The 18,493-nt window shown below is 68.4% G+C and carries 22 protein-coding genes; 6 read left to right on the top strand and 16 right to left on the bottom strand.

Going from position 1 to position 18,493, the window contains the following annotated elements; all coding sequences use genetic code 11:
• The first annotated feature begins 152 nt into the window (after positions 1-152).
• A complete protein-coding gene (locus H6900_08930; GenBank protein ID MCC0073400.1) occupies positions 153-479 on the top strand; it encodes an elongation factor P in 327 nt (108 codons plus the stop codon).
• 56 nt (positions 480-535) lie between these two features.
• Here H6900_08930 and H6900_08925 read toward each other — a convergent pair whose 3' ends face one another.
• Entirely contained in the window at positions 536-1,354 is an 819-nt protein-coding gene (locus H6900_08925) for an alpha/beta hydrolase (protein ID MCC0073399.1), read from the bottom strand.
• Complete coding sequence (locus tag H6900_08920) at positions 1,351-1,947, bottom strand: 2-hydroxychromene-2-carboxylate isomerase (GenBank protein ID MCC0073398.1); 597 nt, start codon at positions 1,945-1,947, stop codon at positions 1,351-1,353. The genes H6900_08925 and H6900_08920 overlap by 4 nt, the downstream gene beginning before the upstream one ends.
• Positions 1,948-2,051: 104 nt before the next feature.
• Here H6900_08920 and H6900_08915 point away from each other — a divergent pair, with 104 nt between their 5' ends.
• Entirely contained in the window at positions 2,052-3,059 is a 1,008-nt protein-coding gene (locus tag H6900_08915) for a ribose-phosphate pyrophosphokinase (GenBank protein MCC0073397.1), read from the top strand.
• Between the two features lie 117 nt (positions 3,060-3,176).
• On the opposite strand, the gene H6900_08910 is transcribed toward H6900_08915, so the two are convergent.
• From H6900_08910 to rpsF, 12 genes are all read right to left on the bottom strand, one after another.
• Positions 3,177-3,845: a hypothetical protein gene (locus tag H6900_08910; GenBank protein ID MCC0073396.1), complete on the bottom strand. Its 669-nt coding sequence runs from the start codon at positions 3,843-3,845 to the stop codon at positions 3,177-3,179.
• Between the two features lie 31 nt (positions 3,846-3,876).
• Positions 3,877-4,644 carry an SDR family NAD(P)-dependent oxidoreductase gene (locus H6900_08905; protein MCC0073395.1) on the bottom strand — a complete coding sequence of 256 codons (768 nt, stop codon included), beginning with the start codon at positions 4,642-4,644 and terminating at the stop codon, positions 3,877-3,879.
• The gene (locus H6900_08900) at positions 4,641-5,549 is read right to left on the bottom strand and encodes an SDR family oxidoreductase (protein MCC0073394.1); all 909 of its coding nucleotides are present in this window, start codon (positions 5,547-5,549) and stop codon (positions 4,641-4,643) included. Before H6900_08900 ends, H6900_08905 begins: the two co-directional genes overlap by 4 nt.
• On the bottom strand, positions 5,546-6,445 hold the full coding sequence (locus H6900_08895) for a bile acid:sodium symporter family protein (protein MCC0073393.1): 900 nt from the start codon (positions 6,443-6,445) through the stop codon (positions 5,546-5,548). The genes H6900_08900 and H6900_08895 overlap by 4 nt, the downstream gene beginning before the upstream one ends.
• Positions 6,442-7,698 carry an NAD(P)-binding domain-containing protein gene (locus H6900_08890; GenBank protein MCC0073392.1) on the bottom strand — a complete coding sequence of 419 codons (1,257 nt, stop codon included), beginning with the start codon at positions 7,696-7,698 and terminating at the stop codon, positions 6,442-6,444. Before H6900_08890 ends, H6900_08895 begins: the two co-directional genes overlap by 4 nt.
• Positions 7,699-7,766: 68 nt before the next feature.
• Positions 7,767-8,504: an amino acid ABC transporter ATP-binding protein gene (locus H6900_08885; protein MCC0073391.1), complete on the bottom strand. Its 738-nt coding sequence runs from the start codon at positions 8,502-8,504 to the stop codon at positions 7,767-7,769.
• A gap of 4 nt (positions 8,505-8,508) precedes the next feature.
• Positions 8,509-9,363, bottom strand: coding sequence for an amino acid ABC transporter permease (locus H6900_08880; GenBank protein ID MCC0073390.1), 855 nt, complete (start codon positions 9,361-9,363; stop codon positions 8,509-8,511).
• Positions 9,360-10,199, bottom strand: coding sequence for an amino acid ABC transporter substrate-binding protein (locus H6900_08875; protein ID MCC0073389.1), 840 nt, complete (start codon positions 10,197-10,199; stop codon positions 9,360-9,362). Before H6900_08875 ends, H6900_08880 begins: the two co-directional genes overlap by 4 nt.
• Positions 10,200-10,321: 122 nt before the next feature.
• The gene (locus H6900_08870) at positions 10,322-10,735 is read right to left on the bottom strand and encodes a winged helix-turn-helix transcriptional regulator (GenBank protein ID MCC0073388.1); all 414 of its coding nucleotides are present in this window, start codon (positions 10,733-10,735) and stop codon (positions 10,322-10,324) included.
• Positions 10,736-10,885: 150 nt separating this feature from the next.
• Positions 10,886-11,461: a 50S ribosomal protein L9 gene (rplI, locus tag H6900_08865; protein ID MCC0073387.1), complete on the bottom strand. Its 576-nt coding sequence runs from the start codon at positions 11,459-11,461 to the stop codon at positions 10,886-10,888.
• A gap of 10 nt (positions 11,462-11,471) precedes the next feature.
• Positions 11,472-11,699 carry a 30S ribosomal protein S18 gene (locus H6900_08860; protein ID MCC0073386.1) on the bottom strand — a complete coding sequence of 76 codons (228 nt, stop codon included), beginning with the start codon at positions 11,697-11,699 and terminating at the stop codon, positions 11,472-11,474.
• Between the two features lie 25 nt (positions 11,700-11,724).
• The gene (gene rpsF, locus H6900_08855) at positions 11,725-12,093 is read right to left on the bottom strand and encodes a 30S ribosomal protein S6 (GenBank protein ID MCC0073385.1); all 369 of its coding nucleotides are present in this window, start codon (positions 12,091-12,093) and stop codon (positions 11,725-11,727) included.
• A 243-nt stretch (positions 12,094-12,336) separates the two neighbouring features.
• Between rpsF and H6900_08850 the strand changes: the two genes are divergently transcribed.
• From H6900_08850 to H6900_08835, 4 genes are all read left to right on the top strand, one after another.
• Positions 12,337-13,533: a class I SAM-dependent methyltransferase gene (locus tag H6900_08850; protein ID MCC0073384.1), complete on the top strand. Its 1,197-nt coding sequence runs from the start codon at positions 12,337-12,339 to the stop codon at positions 13,531-13,533.
• Positions 13,534-13,631: 98 nt separating this feature from the next.
• Entirely contained in the window at positions 13,632-14,561 is a 930-nt protein-coding gene (fabD, locus tag H6900_08845) for an ACP S-malonyltransferase (protein ID MCC0073383.1), read from the top strand.
• A gap of 173 nt (positions 14,562-14,734) precedes the next feature.
• Positions 14,735-15,952, top strand: coding sequence for an MFS transporter (locus tag H6900_08840; protein ID MCC0073382.1), 1,218 nt, complete (start codon positions 14,735-14,737; stop codon positions 15,950-15,952).
• 400 nt (positions 15,953-16,352) lie between these two features.
• Entirely contained in the window at positions 16,353-16,988 is a 636-nt protein-coding gene (locus tag H6900_08835) for an invasion associated locus B family protein (protein MCC0073381.1), read from the top strand.
• Here the strand turns inward: H6900_08835 and H6900_08830 are convergent.
• Together H6900_08830 and H6900_08825 are read right to left on the bottom strand one after the other, a co-directional pair.
• A complete protein-coding gene (locus tag H6900_08830; GenBank protein MCC0073380.1) occupies positions 16,985-18,190 on the bottom strand; it encodes a beta-ketoacyl-[acyl-carrier-protein] synthase family protein in 1,206 nt (401 codons plus the stop codon). The two genes, H6900_08835 and H6900_08830, sit on opposite strands and share 4 nt — an antisense overlap.
• Before the next feature lies 1 nt (position 18,191).
• Positions 18,192-18,479: an acyl carrier protein gene (locus H6900_08825; protein ID MCC0073379.1), complete on the bottom strand. Its 288-nt coding sequence runs from the start codon at positions 18,477-18,479 to the stop codon at positions 18,192-18,194.
• Between the last annotated feature and the right edge of the window lie 14 nt (positions 18,480-18,493).

Genomic DNA, 18,493 nt, shown 5'->3' with positions numbered 1-18,493 from the left:
CCCGCGCAAGCCAAGGCCAAGAGGCGACGCCAGACCCAAGCCATGCATACAGCGCATGACAGACATGCAATAGATCGGTAGCGAATCGCCGCGTCAAACCGTTAAAGAGGCGAACGCCCGGAAATGCAAGAGCAAGAATAAGGACGGTAAGTATGTTCGACTCCGTGGATGGCACGGCGTACAATCACGAGCAGGGCCAGCGCGCGCGCAAACTGTTTGCCGCGGTCGTGCTGGCGGCACTGGACGACGCAATCGCCGACGACAAGAAATATGGCAACGGCCCCGAGCAGATCGCCCGTTGGGCGCGGTCGCGCGACGGCCGCGAGGTGTTGAGCTGCGCCGGCATCGACCCGAACGAGCGCGTCGTGTCGGGGCTGATGCAATTCGTGGCCGCCGGGGTGCGCACCTCGGTCGCGCTGTCGCGCGAGGAAAGCGAGCGCCGCATGGCCGCCGCCGAGGCCGAGGCCGAAGCCGCCTGACCCCCGAACCGCGCGTTTGTCGAACCGCGCGATCATCGAATCCGAAACCCCCTGTGTCAGCCGACGCAGGGGGTTTCCGTCTCGGCCAGGGGCTGCCCGGTCCGGCGTCGCCAGGCGTCGATCGCGCGCGCGGTGTCGGCCGGGTGGGTGATCGGCGCCATATGCCCGGCCCCCGCAACCACGACCACCTCGGCGCGCGGCAGACGCTGGGCCAAGGCGTTGGCCGTGGCGTGAAAAATCGGCGTCGTGTCGCTGCCGACCATCAGCAGCACGGGAGGGTCGAACCCCTCCATCACCCCCGGCGCGCACAGCCCGCCGCTGTCGCCAAAGAGCCCGGCCTCGGTCGCGGCGACCAGGCGCATCTGCGCCGCCATCTGCCGTTGCACGGGCGGCGGCAGGGCGTCCCAGTCCGGCGAGCCGGGGTTCAGCGCCAGGAACTCGCGCGCGGCAACGTCCAGGTCCCCCGCGCGCACGGCCGCGTGCAGCGCCCGCTCGCTGGCGCGGTAGGGCGCGAACGCCGGCGTGCCCCGCGCGGCGGCGAAGAACACCGGCTCGATCAGCACAAGGCCGGTCGCGGTCGCGGGATTGCCCAGCGCGTGGCGCAACATCGAGGCCGCGCCAAAGGAATGCCCGACCAGCAGCGACGGGCGCGCCACATGCAGGGCGATGGCGGCGGCCGTCAGCGCATGGAAATCGCCCGGATCGTCCGGCATCGCGCTGCCGCCGTGCCCCGGCAGATCGAGCGACAGCGCATCGAGCGGCGCCATCGCCGCCAGCATCCGCCGCCAGCTGCCGCCATTGCCCAGGAAGCAATGCGCCAGGACCGCGGGCGGGGCGCCCGGCGTTCCCAGCCGCAGGCTATGCAATCCGCTCAAAGCTGGCCCGCCAGGAACAGGTCCAGATCGTCGAGCCGGTCCTGACCCCAGAAGCCTTCGCCCTCGACAACAAAGAACGGAAAGCCGAAGACCCCGGCGGCGACGGCCTCTTCGAGGTTGCGCGCATAGGTTTCGGCGCCGATCAACATGCCGGACATGGTCAGGCTGGCCGGAAAGCCGGCGCGGACCAGGCATTCGGCGATGACCTCGTCGTCGGCGACATTCCTCTCCTCGGTCCAGCAGGCGGCGCAAAGCGCGCGCACCAGCGCGTCCAGGTCGCCGCCGCCCTTTTCCTGCGCGGCGATGATCGCATAGGCGGCGGGCGCCGGATTGGCCGGGAAAAAGGCGGGTCGCATCGTCAGCGGCAGGCCGGTCTTGCGCGACTGGCGGCGCAGTTCCTGCAAACGATAGGCCTGCCGGCTTTCGTGGCGCTGCGCAAGCGGCAAACCGCCGGTGCGCGCGAACAGCGCGGTCGGATCGACCGGCTTGTAGCGCAGGCTGGCGCCGTGGCGCGCCGCGATCTCTGCCGGACGGGCGCCCGCCAGATAGGTCCAGGGCGAGATCACGGTGAGGTAATAGTCAATCTGTTGCATGCTGGGGGCGTCTCCGGGACCTCTGGGTTTGCAAGACCCTAGCGGGGTGATAAGCGGTGTCAACAGCCCGACTCTCCTGCCCTATCCCCATCGAGACATGCGCCATGACCGAACCGAAACTCATCGCCGGCAATGCCAACAAGCCGCTTGCAAAGGCCATCGCGCGCCGCATGTCGCTGCATCGAGGGATGCAGGTGAACCTGGTGGATGCGCGCGTCGAGCGGTTCAACGATCAGGAGATCTTCGTCGAGGTCTATGAGAATGTCCGCGGCGAGGACATGTTCATCATCCAGCCGACCTCGAACCCGGCGAACGACAACCTGATGGAATTGCTGATCATTGCCGACGCGCTGAAACGCTCGTCGGCGGCGCGGATCACCGCCGTGATCCCCTATTTCGGCTATGCCCGCCAGGACCGCCGGACCAAGGCCCGCACGCCGATTTCCGCCAAGCTGGTCTCGAACCTGATCACCGAGGCCGGGATCGACCGCGTGCTGACGCTGGATCTGCACGCGACGCAGATCCAGGGGTTCTTCGACATTCCGGTGGACAACCTCTATGCCGCGCCGATCTTTGCGCTGGACGTGATGCACACGTTCCGGGACCGGCGGGCCGAGGTGATGGTGGTCTCGCCCGACGTGGGCGGGGTCGCGCGCGCGCGCGAGTTGGCCAAGCGCATCAACGCGCCGCTGTCCATCGTGGACAAGCGCCGCGAGAAGCCGGGCGAAATCGCGGAAATGACGGTGATCGGGGACGTGCGGGGCAAGACCTGCATCATCGTGGACGACATCTGCGATACCGCCGGCACCCTGTGCAAGGCCGCCGAGGTGTTGATGGACGCCGGCGCGACCGAGGTGCACAGCTACATCACGCACGGCGTGCTGTCGGGCCCGGCGGTCGAACGGATCCGCAATTCGGTCATGAAGACGCTGGTCATCACCGATTCCATCGAGCCGACCGACGCGGTGAAGGCCGCGCCCAATATTCGCATCGTGCCGACCGCGCCGATGTTCGCCCAGGCGATCCTGAACACCTGGAACGGCACCTCGGTCTCGTCGCTGTTCGACATGGAGACCCTGACGCCGATCTACGAGGGCTTCTACTCGCGTTGACGCGGGCGGCGATTGACGCAGGCGGCGGGGGGCCAGCCCCCCGCACCCCCCGCCAAAGGGGGTTTTCCACCCCCTTTGGATACCCCCGAGGATATTTCCGGCACAAAGAAGGGGCGGTCAGCCGCAGATGCCGCGCGTCTCGGCCCCGTCCCAGGGCAATGAAACGGGGGCTTGCGGCAGCGCGCCCGGCGCCATGACCTGGGCCAGGAGATCGTGCAACCGCGCGGTGCGGGCGCCCTCGGCATCGAGGGCCATGCAGCAGACGTATTCCTCGACCAGACTGGCCTGTTGTTCGTATCCGTAGTCGAGGAAATGCGCGTTCGTCTGGGGATCGAAGAGATAGGGGTCGGTGCCCGGGCGGTGTTCGGCCCCGACCCGCAGCGGCGAATAGCCGGTCAGCGCCCGGTTCTGCCATTGCCAGACATGCGTCAGTTCATGCGCGAGGAACATCGCCGCCGCCAGCGGCAGCGTGCCATCCGCGCGGCGGGTGAAATCGGGGCGAAAGACATCGGGCCGGAAGTGCAGGTGATTGCCCAGCGCCACGCCGGCGATGCGGCCGGTTTCAAAGGGGCCGGTGGGCGGGGGGCCCAGGCGCTCGCGGCAGGTGGTGCGGGGGCGCGTGGCAAAGCGGTGCTCGGTCAGGCCGACCAGCGAGGTGTCGTGCAGGCGCACCGGCGCGGGGTCCAGCGTGTCGCCGAACAGCCGCGCGGCGAGGTCGGTCTCGTGCGGCGTCAGCGGGCGGCCGCAGGCGGCCAGGATCAGCAGCAGGGCAAGGGTTCGGAGCATGTCCTTACCCAAGGGCGCAACCCTTTCTGCGTCAAGAGGTTTCGCGCGCCACGCTGCGGACCATCAGGCGTGCGTAGAGCCCGGGCGACAGGCGGTTGAGCCACCAGCTCAGCCGCGCGACCCGGCCGACGGGGATGAACGCGCGCCGCCGCTCCAGCCCCTCGAGGATCGCCTGTGCCGCCTGGCCCGGGGTCATCGCGTCGATCCCGTCGCGGGCCGCGCCCGGTCGGCCGATCCCGTCGGGGCCATAGGCCGCGCCCGGGTTCGTCGCCACGAAGGACGGCGCGGCAAGGGCGACTTGGACACCGTGCGGGGCCTCCTCGGCCCGGAGCGAGGCGAAGAACCCGGTCAGCGCGTGTTTCGAGGCCGCATAGGCGGTGCGGTGTTTCAGCGGCGCGAAGCCGGCAACCGAGGTGATCGCCAGATGCGTGCCCCGCGCCGCGCGCAGGTCGGGCAAGAGTTCGGCGGCCAGCGTGACCGCGCCCCAATAGTTGATCTCGAACGCTCGTCGATGCGCGGCCGGGTCCATCCCCGCGAACGGCGCGATCAGCGTCACGCCGGCGTTGTAGACCGCCAGGTCGATCGACGGGTGCTGCGCCCGCAGATCGGCAACACAGGCGCGCACCTGCGCCGGGTCGGTCACGTCACACGGGTGCAGGCTTTGCCGGGGGCCCGCCTGCAACCCCGCAAATCCCTCCGGCAGGTCCATCAGCGCCGTGAACCAGCCTCGCGCCTGAAGCCCCTGAGCCAGGGCGCGGCCCAGCCCGCCGCCGCCGCCGGTGATGACCGCGCATTTCACGGGTTTGCCCAGCGGCGCCACAGGTCGAAGACCTGCGCCGAGGTCAGCGCCGGGGTGACGCCGAAGTCGCGTTTCAGCGCGGTGTTGTCCAGGACCGGGCGGTATTGCAGGAAACGCACCTGTTCCGGCCCATAACGGCTGAGGCGCAGCGGACGCGCCACCGCCAGCGCGGCGGTCAGCAACCAGGCGGGCAATGTCAGCACGGGTTTCTCCATCGCTGCCGCCAGCGCCTCCACGCCCAGCGCCCCGTCGCCCGCCACGTTGAAGATCCCCGCCGGACCGTCGGTCGCCGCGCGCGTCAGGATCGCCGCCAGGTCCTGCGTCCAGATGAAGACGAAGGGGCTGTCCGCGCCCTTGACCTTGAGCAGGCGCTTGCGTCGGAACAAGGCGGTGATCTGATTGTCGACCCCCTCGCCCAGCACGGTGCCGACGCGCAGCACCACCTGCTCCAGTGCCGGGTGTTCGGCGCGGGCCGTGGCCAGCATGGCCTCGACCTGGCGCTTGTGGTCGGCATAGGGGAACTCGGGGTTGCCGCGCAGCGGGTCGCTTTCGCGCAGCGGAACCGGGTTGTCGGCGTGATAGCCATAGGCCGCCCCCGAGGAGGTCACCACCAGCCGCCGCACCCCGTGGCGCAGGCAGGCGTCCAGCACATTGCGCGACCCCTGCACATCCACCCGCCATTCAAAGTCGCGGGTGGACCCTTTCGGCGGCGTCACGATCGAGGCCAGATGCACCACGACCTCTGGCCGGAAAGCGCCGATCACGCGGTCGGGGTCGTCGCCGGTCACGTCGCAGGGTTCGAACCCCGGGGCGACATCGGTGGCCAGGACGGTATGCCCCAGCAATCCCGCCAGAAGCGCGCGCCCGACGTTGCCGCCCGCCCCGGTGACAAGGATGCGCGTCATGCCGGCCTCCGCGACCACAGCGTCGCCAGCAGCAGGCCCGAAACCGCGTGCCACATGCCCCAGAAGGCCGCGACCACCGCCATCCCGCCAAGCCCGCCGAAAAAGGCGAAGATCAGGATCAGCCCCAGGCCCGAATTCTGGATGCCGGTCTCGATGGTGATCGCGCGGCGGTCGGCGGGGCTGACGCGGAACGCCAGCGCGACCAGAAAGCCCAGCGCCAGCGCCAGCGTGTTGTGCGCGATGACCAGGCCCGCGACCAGGCCCGCGAGATCCAGGAAATACTGCCAGTTCGCGGCCAGCGCGGCCGCGATGAAGCCGACGAAGATCACCATCGACAGGATCTGCATGGGCCGGCGGATGCGCGCGGCCCAGGCGGGCGCGCGGGCATTGACCAGCATTCCCAGCGCCAGCGGCAGCACCAGCAGAAAGGCCACCGTCACCGCCACCTGCACCGGGTCGATGCGCGTCGCGTGCAGGATCGCCCGCGTCGGCGCATAAAGACCGCCCCACAGCGCGATGTTGAGCGGCGTCAGCACCAGGGCTCCGACCGTCGCGATGGCCGTCAGGCTGACCGACAGGGCCGTGTTGCCGCCGGCCCGGTGGGTCAGGAAATTGCTGATGTTGCCGCCCGGGCAGGCCGCCACCAGAATGAGCCCCAGCGCGATCGAGGGGCGCGGCTGCATCGCCAGGACCAGCAGATAGGTGGCGGCGGGCAGCACCAGGAATTGCGACAGAAAGCCCGCGATCACCGGCCTGGGCGCCCGGATCAGGGCGCGGAAATGCTCAAGCTTCAGGTCCAGCGCGATGGCGAACATCACCACCGCCAGGATGCCGTTCAGCAGCATCAGCGAGCCGGGGCTGAAATTCAGCATCACGCTGTCGATATCGCCGCTCATGGCTGCCCTCCCAAGGCCTTGATGCGCTGCGTGACCGCTGTGCGATAGGCACTGCGTTCGACATAATAGGCCATGCGCGGCAGATCGACGTATTCCATGCCACCGGTGACGCGCTGGAAGCCGCGTGCCTTTTCCGCCTGAATGGCGCGCGCCCCGGCGCTGCCCGAGCGCAGGCCCTTGATGTAGCGCGCGACCATCTCGGCCTGTTCGTGGCGGCCCTGCCAGCCCAGGCCCGTCGCCTCGACCATGCCCATGACGAACAGGTCGTCACGGTCGGGGTGCAGGCAGTTCAGGAACAGATGCGGCGCGGCGCCCTGCCAGTTCAGCAAGGCGCGGTCGATGAACGGATAGTGCAGCAGGTAGCCGGTGGCCGCGATCACCAGATCATAGTCGGCCTGCGTGCCGTCCTTGAAATGCACCGTCTGCCCGTCGAACCGGGCGATGTCGGGACGGACGCGGATGTCGCCGTGCCCGGCGTGAAAGATCGCCAGCGAGTTCACCACCGGGTGGCTTTCATAGAGCTTGTGATCGGGCGCGGGAAAGCCCACGCGCTGCGGGTCGCCCGCGAACCAGCGCAGGATCATCCCGTCCACGCGCCGCTTCAGTGCCATCGGCAGGGGCAAGCGCCCCAGCGTGTCGGCCGGTTTGCCAAAGACGTATTTCGGCACGAAATGATAGCCCCGCCTGAGCGACAGGTCGGCGCATTCCCCGTGGTGCACCGCGTCCACCACGATATCGCACCCCGAGTTCCCGCCCCCGATCACCAGCACCCGCTTGCCGCGCATCTGATCGTGGTGCCGATACTGCGCCGAGTGGATCAACTCGCCCGCGAAATCGCCGACGAAAGCGGGCATGTTCGGCTCGCTCAACGTGCCGTTGGCGATCATCACCCCGCCAAAGCGCCCCTCGTGTTCGGCGCCGTCCTGACGCCAGACCACGCGCCACCCCGCATCCAGAGGCTCGCAGCGCAGCACCTCGGCGCCAAAGCGGTAATGGCGGCGCAGGTCGAAACGGTCGGCGAAGGCGTGGAAATAATCCTTGAGCACCCGGTGCGAGGGATAGTCCGCCACGCCCGGGTCCATCGGGAAATCGCGAAACTCGGTCTTTGTGCGCGACGAGATCAGATGCGCGCTGTCATACATCGTGGACCGCGGCCCGGCGATGTCCCACAGCCCGCCCACGTCGGAATGCAGTTCAAACCCCTGAAAGGCGATCCCCTGTTCGACCAGAACCTTGGCGCAGGCCAGCCCCATCGGCCCGGCCCCGATCAACGCAATCGGCAAATCCTGCACAATCCCCTCCCCTTCCTCGGGCGCGCCCGTCACAATCGGCCACCGTCCAGCAACCGGCGCAGGAACGCCTGCGTGCGCGGATGTTCGGGCGCACCGAAAAGCTGGGCCGGAGGCGCCTCTTCGACGATGCGCCCGCCGTCCAGAAAACACACCCGGTCCGCGAGATCGCGCGCGAAGCCCATTTCATGCGTGACGATCACCATCGTCAGGCCACGGGACTTCAGCCCGCGGATCGCCTCCATCACCTCGCCCACCAGTTCGGGGTCCAGCGCCGCCGTCACTTCGTCCAGAAGCAGCACATCGGGCGCGCCCGCCAGGGCCCGCGCCAACGCCACCCGCTGTTGCTGACCGCCCGAGAGCTGTTCGGGATAGGCCCGCGCGAAACGGTCCATGCCCAGAAGCGTCAGAACCTCCATCGCCCGGACCTCGGCCTGCGCGCGTGGCACACCCTGCGCCTTGCGCGGGGCCAGCGTCACGTTGTCGAGCACCCGCATGTGCGGAAACAGGTTGTAGCTTTGGAACACGATGCCGACCCGGCGTTGCAGCCCGGTCCGGCCAAAGGACGGATCGGTGATCGGCCGGCCATCCAGCCGGATCTCGCCCCAGTCGGGTTCGATCAGACGGTTGATGCAGCGCAGCAGCGTGGACTTGCCCGAGCCCGAGGCCCCGATCAGGCAGACCACCTCGTGCCGGGCGACGGTCAGATCCACCCGGTCCAGCACCAGGTGGTCGCCGAAATACTTTGTGAGCTCGCGGATCTCGATCATCGGCCTAGTCCGCGATCTGCAAGCGCCGCACGCGGTCGCGGTGGGTGATCCAGTCGGCCAGCCGCGCCATCGGGATCGTCGCCAGCAAGAACAGCAGCGCCGCCGCAACCAGCGAGGAATAGTTGAACGTGGTCGCGGTGTAGATCTGCGCCTCGCGCACCGCGTCGCGCACCCCGATCACCGACAGCAGCGCCACGTCCTTTTGCAGCGCGACAACGATGTTCATCAGGCTGGGCACCGCGTTGCGCAGCGCCTGCGGCAGGATCGCGTAGACCATCGCCTGCCATTCCGTCAGGCCCAGCGCGCGGGCGGCGGCGCGCTGTCCCTCGTGCACGGCGTCGATGCCGGCGCGGTAGATCTCGCAGACATAGGCGGAATAGCTGAGCACCATCGCCACCCCGCCCCAGAACAGGCCCGAGTTCGGAAGCCCCCCCAGCCTGAGCGCGGGAATGCCGAAGCCGAACAGGATCACCAGCAGCAGCGCCGGCAGGCCGCGAAAGAGGTCGATGTAAAGCATCACCATCAGCCGGAACGGCGCGAACCAGGGCCCGCGCAGGCTGCGCACCACCGCCAGCACCAACGCCCAGACCGCGATGCAGGCCAGCGCGATCAGCCAGACCGTCATGTTGGTGACAAAGCCCCGGGCCACGCGCGGCAAGGCCGCCAGCATGTGGTCCAGGCTGAAGAACTGCGCCTGGATGCGCGGCCAGTTCGGGTTGATGGCGATGAGCCAGGCCAGCCCGCCGAACACGACGACGATGCAGGCGCCCCCGATCAGCGTCGGCACCAGCGCGGTGCGCCAGTCGAACCCCCGCCGCCGGGGCGGCGGCGGGGGCGACGTGGGCTGTCGGGGGATCATTCGGTGATGACGGGCAGCGACGGGTCGGCAACCAGCCAGGTGTTCACCAGCTCTTGCACGGTGCCGCGTTCGATCAGCCGCGACAGCGCCGCATCGACCCAGGGCACCAGCGGATTGTCTTTCTGGAACAGCAGGCCGTGGCCTTCGTCATGGGCGTCCGGCGGCAGGATCGCCACGATCGAGGCCTCGGGGATCTGCACGGCGGTGGCGAACAGGGCCGTCGGCACCGCGGCCACGGTGGCGTCGATCTGCCCGGCCTGCATCGCCTGGAACACCCCGACCTGGTCGTCGTAGACCGCGACATCGCCGACACCCAGAACGGTCTCCAGGTAGATCAGGTCGGTCGTGCCAATCGCCGCACCCCAACGAGCCTGGCGCAGATCGGCAAAGCTGGTGGCGCCGATCACCGGCGAGCCCGGCAACGCGATCACCGCCTTGTCGGACTGGTAATAGACCTGGCTGAAGCTGACCACCTCGGCCCGGGCGGGGGTGACGGACACCTGGTTGATGGCAAAATCGAACGGCTTGTCGCCCGGTGCGATGATCTGGTCAAAGGTCAGCCGCACCCACTGCACCTGATCGTGCGCAAAGCCCATTTCGGCGGCCAGCGCATAGATCAGCGCGTTCTCGAACCCCTCGCCCGATTCGGGCGAATCGTTCATCATCCACGGCGGATAGACCGGGTCCGAGGTGCCGACGGTCAGAAACCCGGGATGGACCAGACGCGCGTCGTCCACGGTGCCCGTGTCCTGCGCCTGCGCCGCCCCGCCCACCAGGGCAATGGCCAGCGCGGCGCCCGCAGCCAGGGTGCGAAGAAACGGAAAACGGTCGGTCATAGGACAAGCCCCCTGCTGGCCCCCGTTGGCGGGGTGCGGTTGATCAACAGGTCAAGCTTTGCGCCCCTCGGCCCAATTCGCAAGGGCCAATCCGCGGCTCTTGCCGTAGCGGCAGGCGCGGATCAGGCGCGCGCGGCTTCGATCTCGTCCATCGTGCGGCCGCAGAACATGTCATACATCAGCCCGATGGTCTGTGCCGCGCGCTGGTCGCCCAAGGAATAGTAGATGGCCTTGCCCTCGCGCCGGCAGGTCACCAGCCCCTCCAGCCTGAGACGCGCCAGTTGCTGGCTGACAGCCGCCTGGCGCGAGCCCAGAAGATGCTCGAGCTCGGTCACCGATTTCTCGCCGGACGAGAGGTAGCACAAGATCAGAAGCCGCCCCTCGTGCGCCAGCGCCTTGAGAAAGGTCGCCGCCGCCTGGGCCTGATCGACCATGTCGTCGATCGGGCGCGATGCGCAATCGCCGCTGGTCGCGCCGGGATCGCGGTCGGTCGCGTCAATGGGCTCTTCGGGACTTGCGGTCATTGGCAGCGCCATCGAGAACCCTCCGGCAATCAAATGCACAAATCGTGATGTTGAGCACAAGAATAGGGCACGCGGGCCCACCGAACAAGGGCAGCGGAAACATTCGGGGCGCGCATCCCCGTGGATGCGCGCCCCGTGCAACACTTTGTGTCGGGCTCGAGCTTACGAGTCGTCCTCGTCGGCGGCACCGCCGATGTCATCGAACAGTTCCGCGATTTCGAACTCGGCCGCGGCTTCGGCTTCGGCCGCCAGTTCCTGGATCGACTTGCCCGAGGCCTGAAGTTCGGCCTCTTCGGGCGAACGGGCGACGTTCACGCTGATCGAGGCCGAAACCTCGGGGTGCAGCACGACGGTCAGGTCATGCACGCCCAGCGCCTTGATCGGCGCCAGCAGGACCACCTGGCGGCGGTCGATCGAGAAGCCCTCGGCGGTGGCGACCTCGGCGATGTCACGCGGCGTGACCGAGCCATAGAGCGCCCCGGCGTCCGAGGCCGAGCGGATCACGACATAGCTGGTGCCATCCAGCTTGTCGGCCAGCGCCTGAGCTTCGGCGCGGGATTCCAGGTTGCGGGCTTCGAGCTGCGCCTTCTGCGCCTCGAACACCTGCCTGTTGGCTTCGGTCGCGCGCAGGGCCTTGCCCTGCGGCAGCAGGAAGTTGCGGGCGAAACCGTCGCGCACCTTCACCTCGTCGCCCATCTGGCCCAGCTTGGCCACGCGTTCCAGCAGAATCACTTGCATGACGGTGTCCTCACTTCACGGCATAGGGCAGCAGGGCGAGGAAGCGGGCGCGCTTGATGGCGCGCGCGAGTTCGCGCTGCTTCTTGGCCGAAACGGCGGTGATACGGGCGGGCACGATCTTGCCGCGCTCGGAAATGTAGCGTTGCAGCAGGCGCACGTCCTTGTAGTCGATGGCGGGCGCGTTCTCGCCCGAGAACGGGCAGACCTTGCGGCGACGGAAAAACGGTTTGGTGGCCATTGGGGTTTACTCCTTCAAGACCGGATCAGCGGCGCGGGCGGTCGCCGCGATCGCCACGATCGCTGCGTTCGTCACGCTTCTGCATCTGCACCGAGGGGCCGTCCTCGTGGGCGTCCACCTTGACCGACAGCACGCGCATGACGTCGTCATGCAGGCGCGCCAGGCGTTCCATTTCCAGGATCGCCGCCGACGGCGCGTCGGTGCGCAGGAACATGTAATGGCCCTTGCGGTTCTTGTTGATCTTGTAGGCCATCGTCTTGACGCCCCAATATTCGGTGCCGACGATCGAACCGCCGTTGTCGGAAATCACGGTCGAGAAGTGCTCGATCAGCCCTTCCGCCTGCGCGTTGGACAGGTCCTGACGCGCAATCATGACATGCTCGTAGAGAGGCATGTGGTCTCCAATACTGTCGAGGCGCATTTCACAAGGCGGGCGTTACGCCCCGCCGCGCCCGCCCACGAGAGACTGCGCCGGATTCGTGGGATGCAGCGGGATGGGGCCTTATAGCGGGAATCGCCCCACGCGCAAGGCACAAAGCACCGCCCGCCCGCAGGCGCCGCACGGTTCCCTTGACGCATGGCGCCACCGCATTACACTTGTGTAACAACGAATTCACTCGGATTGTGGGGGTCCGCCATGTGGAATCGATGGATCGACCGATTCCTGTCGCGGCTGGTGAAGACCGGCACGCTCGACCTGACGGCACCGGACGGCACGACACGCCGTTACGGCACCGGGGCGCCTGTGGTCGCCGTTCATGTGCACACGCCCGACGCGCTGCGCCAGTTGGCCACCAATCCGCATCTGGCGCTGGGCGAAACCTACATGCAGGGCACCCTGACCATTGCGGGCGACGATCTGCACGGGTTGCTGGAACTCGTGCTGCGCAACATCATGCTGGGCCACGACAGCGCCGCAAACCGCGCCCGGCAGACGATCCGCGACCTGACGCGCGGGATCAGCCAGCGCAACCAGGCGCGGCGCGCGCGGCGCAATGTGGCGCATCACTATGACCTGTCGGCGGCGCTTTACGATCTGTTTCTGGACGAGGACCGCCAATATTCCTGCGCCTATTTCCGGACGCCCGACGACACGCTGGAACAGGCGCAAGCGCAGAAAAAGGCCCATATCGCCCGCAAGCTGGGGCTCGAACCCGGGATGCGGGTGCTGGACATCGGCTGCGGCTGGGGCGGCATGGCGTTGACGCTGGCGCGCGATTTCGGCGTCGATGTGACCGGCGTCACCCTGTCCGAGGAACAGCTCAAGATCGCCCGCCAGCGGGCCCAGGCGGCGGGGCTGAACGACCGGGTGCGGTTCGAACTGACCGACTACCGCGCGGTGACGGGCCCATTCGACCGCATTGTCTCGGTCGGGATGTTCGAACATGTGGGCGCGCCCAATTTCCGCACCTATTTCCAGAAGGTGCACGACCTGCTGACCCCGGACGGCGTGGCGCTGATCCACACCATCGGCCGCTTCACCCCGCCCGGGTCCACGAACCCCTGGATCGCCAAATACATCTTTCCGGGTGGCTACATCCCGGCGCTGTCGGAAACCATGGCGGCGATCGAGCACACGGGCCTCGTGTCCACCGATGTCGAGGTCTGGCGCCTGCACTACGCCCGGACCCTGCGCCACTGGCACGACCGCTTCATGGCCCGCCGCGACGAGGCCGCGCGGCTTTATGACGAGCGGTTCGTGCGGATGTGGAAATTCTACCTGGTCGCATCCGAGCAGACCTTCCGCCACGCCGGGCAATGCGTCTTTCAGGTGCAACTCGCCCGCCGGCAAGAGGCCGTGCCGCTGACGCGCGACTACCTCTATGCGGGCTAGCCGGGCCCGGGCGGCGACCCTGCGCCCCGTTTTTCCGATTCCCTAGGCGGGGAAAGGGGATTATGCACTCTCCCCAGTCCAGCTTGACGGAGACCCCCATGACCCGCGCATTCGTTTTCCCCGGCCAGGGTGCCCAGACCATCGGCATGGGCCGCGATCTGGCCCAGGCCTATCCCGCCGCCAAGGCGATCTTCGACGAGGTGGACGAGGCGTTGGGGGAACCGCTGTCGGCGCTGATCTGGGACGGCGACATCGAGACGCTGACGCTGACCGCGAACGCGCAGCCGGCGCTGATGGCGACCTCGCTCGCGGCGATGCGCGCGCTCGAAGCCGAAGGGTTCGCGATCACGGACGCGGCCTATGTCGCGGGGCACAGCCTGGGCGAATACGCGGCCCTCGCCGCCGCCGGCACGCTGAGCGTGGCCGACACCGCGCGCCTGCTGCGCATCCGGGGCACGGCGATGCAATCCGCAGTGCCGGTCGGCGTGGGCGCGATGGCCGCGCTGCTGGGGCTGGATTTCGCCACCGCGGCCGAGATCGCGGCCGAGGCCGCGCAGGATCAGGTCTGCCAGGCCGCGAACGACAACGACCCCGCGCAGGTGGTCGTGTCCGGTCACAAGGCCGCCGTCGAACGCGCGGTCGATCTGGCCAAGTCCCGGGGCGCCAAGCGCGCGCTGATGCTGCCCGTCTCGGCGCCGTTCCACTGCGCGCTGATGCAGCCCGCAGCCGACGCCATGGCCGAGGCCCTGGCGGGCGTGACCTTTGCCGCCCCCAGGGTGCCGGTCGTGGCCAACGTCCGTGCCGAAGCCGTCAGCGACCCCGAAACCCTGCGCAGCCTGCTGGTGGACCAGGTCACCGGGTCGGTGCGCTGGCGCGAATCGGTCGCGTGGATGGCCGACCACGGCGTGACCGAGTTCTGGGAGATTGGCGCGGGCAAGGCGCTGTCGGGCATGATCAAACGCATCAGCCGCGAGGCCACGACAAAGCCCGTGGGCACCCCCGCCGACATCGCCGCCCTCAAAGGGTGACGCCAGCGCCGGCCCGGCACGACCCCCGCCGAGGCGCCGGGCCTGGACCGGGTTTCGTTTCGGGCCCCGCTCGCCGCCTCGTCCGAGGTGCGGCAGGCTGGGCGCGAGCGCATTTCCTTACCGTGTGAACAATTCCTCTTTTCAACGCGACACGCGCAGGTTACGCCAAGGCCATGAACACGCTCACCGCCCCCGACGACCGCCGCGCCAAGCGCAACGTGACCGTTCTGGTCGCCGCCCAGGCCATCCTGGGTGCCCAGATGCCGATGATCTTCACCACCGCGGGGCTTGCCGGCCAGTCGCTGGCGCCCAACCCGTGCTGGGCGACCCTGCCGATCTCGGCGGCGGTGCTGGGCTCGATGCTGTCGGCGACGCCGATGTCGGCCTTCATGCAGCGCCGCGGGCGGCGCGCGGGCTTTGTCCTGGGCTCGGCGGCGGGCTGCTTCGGTGCCATCATCGCGGCCTTCGGACTGTTGAACCATTCGTTCTGGATGTTCGTCATCGCCGCGCTGTTCACGGGCGTCTACATGTCGGCGCAGGGGTTCTACCGTTTCGCCGCGACGGACACCGCCTCGGACGCGTTCAAGCCCAAGGCGATCAGCTACGTCATGGCCGGCGGGTTGCTCAGCGCGATCATCGGGCCGCAACTGGTCAAGGTGACCTCGGACGCGATGGTGATCCCGTTTCTGGGCACCTATTTCGGGGTGATCGCGGTCAACCTGGTCGGCGTCTGGCTGTTCGCCTTCCTCGACATTCCCATGCCGCAACAGGTGTCGCGTGACGCCCCGATCGAGGGTCGCAGCCGCGGCGAACTGCTGCGCGAACCGGTGATCGTGGTCGCCATCATCTGCGCGACCGTCAGCTACGCGCTGATGAACCTGGTGATGACCTCGACCCCGCTGGCGGTCGTGGGCTGCGGATACCAGACCTCGAACGCGGCCGACATCGTCTCTGCGCACGTGCTGGCCATGTATGCGCCGTCGTTCTTCACGGGCCACCTGATCGCGCGGTTCGGCGTGGAAAAGATCGTCGCGCTGGGACTGGTGATCCTGGCCGGCGCCGGCGCCGTGGCGATGAGCGGTCTGGACCTGCAACACTTCTTCGTGGCGCTGATCCTGCTGGGCATCGGCTGGAACTTTGGCTTCATCGGCGGCACGACGATGCTGGCGCGCGCCCACACCGGGGTCGAGCGCGGGCGCATCCAGGGCGTGAACGATGCGATCGTCTTCGGCGGGGTGACCGTGGCGTCGATCAGCTCGGGGCAGTTGATGAATTGCTCGGGTTCGGACGTGCAGACCGGCTGGCAGATGGTCAACCTGGCCATGCTGCCGTTCCTGGTGCTGGCCGGCGGTGCGCTGATCTGGCTGGCCATGCGCCCGAAAGCGGCCTGACCCTTTCGACAGTGCCGCAAGAAACGCCGCCCTGCCCGAGAAATGACCCCGTTTCAGCGACTTGCGGGGCGAAGCGGGGGCGCACTCGCGTTTTGGTGATTTCCTGTTGACGCATCGCAAATTTGCCCCTAGCGTCCGAACCCATAAGTCGGCCAGTCCGACAGGGAGCAAAAAAGTCGAAAGGGGTCCAGCTTGCGGGCCCCTTTCGCTTTTGCCCGCGACGATGCGGTTCGCAGCAGGTGCGACCGGCCCCGGGCCGGCCCTGAAACGCCCCCGGGATCGCGTTGGCTGACCTGCGCCGACCATGGGCGGCGCGCCGCCGGTGACGCGGATTTCACCTGACTTGGGCGCGGGTTCGTGCTAACCCGCTGCCGACCGAACCGTTTCAGAGGACATGTTCATGACGCTTCGTTTTGCCTTGCTTCCGGGTCTGGCCACGGCTGCGCTGCTCGCCGCTTCGTCGGCAATGGCGCAGGACAGCGGGTCCGCCGCGCCCGCCCAGACCCCGGCGCCGGCGCAGTCGCAACCCGCCGCGCCGCAACCCTTTGTCGCCGCGACCCATGGCTCGTGGCAGATCATCTGCCCCCCGGAAGAGGCCAACGGCCCCACCGGCGCCTGCGAGATGTATCAGCTTCTGAACGACGCCCAGGGCTCGCCCACGGCCGAGATCAGCATCGCTGCACTGCCCCTCGGGGCCGAGTTCTCGGCCGGGGCGTCGGTGACCACGCCGCTCGAAACCTTCCTGCCGGCGGGGCTGGCCTGGTATATCGGCGACCGTCCCGCCGACGAACAGATCCGCGTCGAACCCTTCCGCGTGTGTTCCGTCGTGGGCTGCCTGGTCCGTATGGGCCTGTCGGCCGACGAAGTGGACGCGATGAAGGCGGGATCGAACGCGACCTTGCTGATGCGCCCCTTCGTCGCGGTGGATCAGGAGGTGTCGCTGACCGTCTCGCTGTCGGGCTTCACCGCCGCCTACGAGGATCTTCAGACGCGCCTGTCGAACGCTGCCGCCGCGCAGCGGTCGCAGAACAACTAGGCCCGCCGCACCGCCAGGCAGGCATTCAGGCCGCCGAACGCAAAGGCGTTCGACAGCGCCGCGTCCACCCGGGCGCGGCGCGCGTCATTGGGGACCATGTCGATGGCGCAATCGGGATCGGCCTGGCGCCAGCCGGCGGTCGGCGCGATGACCCCATCGCCCAGCGCCATCAACACCGCCAGCAATTCGACCGCCCCCGCCCCGCCCAGCAGATGCCCGTGCATCGACTTGGTCGAGGACACCGGCGGCGGCGCATCGCCGAACACCGTGCGGATCGCCTGGACCTCGCCCCGGTCGTTGACCGCGGTGCCGGTGCCATGGGCGTTGATGTAGCCGACGCCCTCGGCGCCCTGCCCGGCATCGGCCAGGGCGCCGCGCATCGCCCGCACCGCGCCATCGGGATCGGGCAGCACGATGTCCGAGGCGTCCGAGGTCATGGCAAAGCCCGTCACCTCGGCCAGAATCGCCGCGCCGCGCCGGGTCGCGCGGTCCCAGTCCTCGAACACGAAGACCGCGGCCCCCTCGCCCTGCACCATGCCGTTGCGGCTGGCGCAAAAGGGACGGCAGCCGTCGGGCGACATGACGCGCAACCCTTCCCAGGCCTTGAGCCCGCCAAAGCACAAGGTCGCCTCGGCGCCGCCGGTCAGCATCACCGGCGCCGCGCCCGAACGCACCATCTGGAACGCCAGCCCCATCGCGTGGTTGGACGAGGCGCAGGCAGTCGATACGGTGAACGCCGGACCCTTGAGCCCGTGCCGCATCGCCAGATGCGCCGCCGCCGCCGGATGCATCAGGCGCGGCACGGTAAAGGGGTGGACGCGGTTCTTGCCCTCGACATGCACCGCGCGATAGGCGTCGTCGATGGTCGTGTAGCCGCCGCCGCCGGTGCCCATGACCACGCCGGCGCGCAACGCCTCGCCCTCGGTCAGCACGAGACCGGCTTGCGCCACGGCCTGGCCCCCCGCCTCGACCGCGAATTGCACCGCCCGGTCATAGAGCGCCAGCTCCTGGCGGGTGAACAGGGTTTCGGGCTGCCAGTCCCGCACCGGCGCGCCGATGCGGATGCTCAGCCGCTCGACATCGGGGAAATCCAGGGGGCCGATCGCCACCCGTCCGTCGGCCAGCGCCGCGAAAGTGCCCGGCACGTCGGCCGATAGCGCGTTGACTGTCCCCGCCCCGGTGATCGCCACGCGCCGCGTCATCTCAATCCTTCTGATCGCGAACCAGGGCCGTGACCGCGGCGCAGACCGACCCGACCGTGCGCAGGTCCAGCAGTTCGCCCTCGGGTTCGTTGGCGTTGAAAGGCACGGTCACGTCAAAGGTTTCCTCGATGGCAAAAATGATCTCGGCCAGGCCCAGGCTGTCTATGCCCAGGCTTTCCAGCGTGGTTCCGGCGGTCAACCCCGAGGGCTCCCGCAGGGCCTGCGCCGCCAGGATCGCGATCACCCGGCTGTCGAGATTGTCGCTTGCGGTCAAATATGCGCCGTCCATTCCGTCTGCTCCTG

It is taken from the genome of Rhodobacter sp. (assembly GCA_020637515.1).
Lineage (GTDB): Bacteria > Pseudomonadota > Alphaproteobacteria > Rhodobacterales > Rhodobacteraceae > Pararhodobacter.
The sequence above is the reverse complement of the archived record's forward strand: the minus strand, read 5'-3'. Positions and strand labels throughout refer to the sequence as shown.

Excerpts from the sequence above, each read along its gene's own strand:
- H6900_08930 (MCC0073400.1), top strand. The coding sequence starts at position 153 with ATGTTCGACTCCGTGGATGGCACGGCGTACAATCACGAGCAGGGCCAG.
- H6900_08920 (MCC0073398.1), bottom strand. The coding sequence starts at position 1,947 with ATGCAACAGATTGACTATTACCTCACCGTGATCTCGCCCTGGACCTAT.
- H6900_08915 (MCC0073397.1), top strand. The coding sequence starts at position 2,052 with ATGACCGAACCGAAACTCATCGCCGGCAATGCCAACAAGCCGCTTGCA.
- H6900_08910 (MCC0073396.1), bottom strand. The coding sequence starts at position 3,845 with ATGCTCCGAACCCTTGCCCTGCTGCTGATCCTGGCCGCCTGCGGCCGC.
- H6900_08900 (MCC0073394.1), bottom strand. The coding sequence starts at position 5,549 with ATGACGCGCATCCTTGTCACCGGGGCGGGCGGCAACGTCGGGCGCGCG.
- H6900_08895 (MCC0073393.1), bottom strand. The coding sequence starts at position 6,445 with ATGAGCGGCGATATCGACAGCGTGATGCTGAATTTCAGCCCCGGCTCG.
- H6900_08890 (MCC0073392.1), bottom strand. The coding sequence starts at position 7,698 with ATGGGGCTGGCCTGCGCCAAGGTTCTGGTCGAACAGGGGATCGCCTTT.
- H6900_08885 (MCC0073391.1), bottom strand. The coding sequence starts at position 8,504 with ATGATCGAGATCCGCGAGCTCACAAAGTATTTCGGCGACCACCTGGTG.
- H6900_08880 (MCC0073390.1), bottom strand. The coding sequence starts at position 9,363 with ATGATCCCCCGACAGCCCACGTCGCCCCCGCCGCCGCCCCGGCGGCGG.
- H6900_08875 (MCC0073389.1), bottom strand. The coding sequence starts at position 10,199 with ATGACCGACCGTTTTCCGTTTCTTCGCACCCTGGCTGCGGGCGCCGCG.
- H6900_08870 (MCC0073388.1), bottom strand. The coding sequence starts at position 10,735 with ATGGCGCTGCCAATGACCGCAAGTCCCGAAGAGCCCATTGACGCGACC.
- rplI (MCC0073387.1), bottom strand. The coding sequence starts at position 11,461 with ATGCAAGTGATTCTGCTGGAACGCGTGGCCAAGCTGGGCCAGATGGGC.
- H6900_08860 (MCC0073386.1), bottom strand. The coding sequence starts at position 11,699 with ATGGCCACCAAACCGTTTTTCCGTCGCCGCAAGGTCTGCCCGTTCTCG.
- rpsF (MCC0073385.1), bottom strand. The coding sequence starts at position 12,093 with ATGCCTCTCTACGAGCATGTCATGATTGCGCGTCAGGACCTGTCCAAC.
- H6900_08850 (MCC0073384.1), top strand. The coding sequence starts at position 12,337 with ATGTGGAATCGATGGATCGACCGATTCCTGTCGCGGCTGGTGAAGACC.
- fabD (MCC0073383.1), top strand. The coding sequence starts at position 13,632 with ATGACCCGCGCATTCGTTTTCCCCGGCCAGGGTGCCCAGACCATCGGC.
- H6900_08840 (MCC0073382.1), top strand. The coding sequence starts at position 14,735 with ATGAACACGCTCACCGCCCCCGACGACCGCCGCGCCAAGCGCAACGTG.
- H6900_08835 (MCC0073381.1), top strand. The coding sequence starts at position 16,353 with ATGACGCTTCGTTTTGCCTTGCTTCCGGGTCTGGCCACGGCTGCGCTG.
- H6900_08830 (MCC0073380.1), bottom strand. The coding sequence starts at position 18,190 with ATGACGCGGCGCGTGGCGATCACCGGGGCGGGGACAGTCAACGCGCTA.
- H6900_08825 (MCC0073379.1), bottom strand. The coding sequence starts at position 18,479 with ATGGACGGCGCATATTTGACCGCAAGCGACAATCTCGACAGCCGGGTG.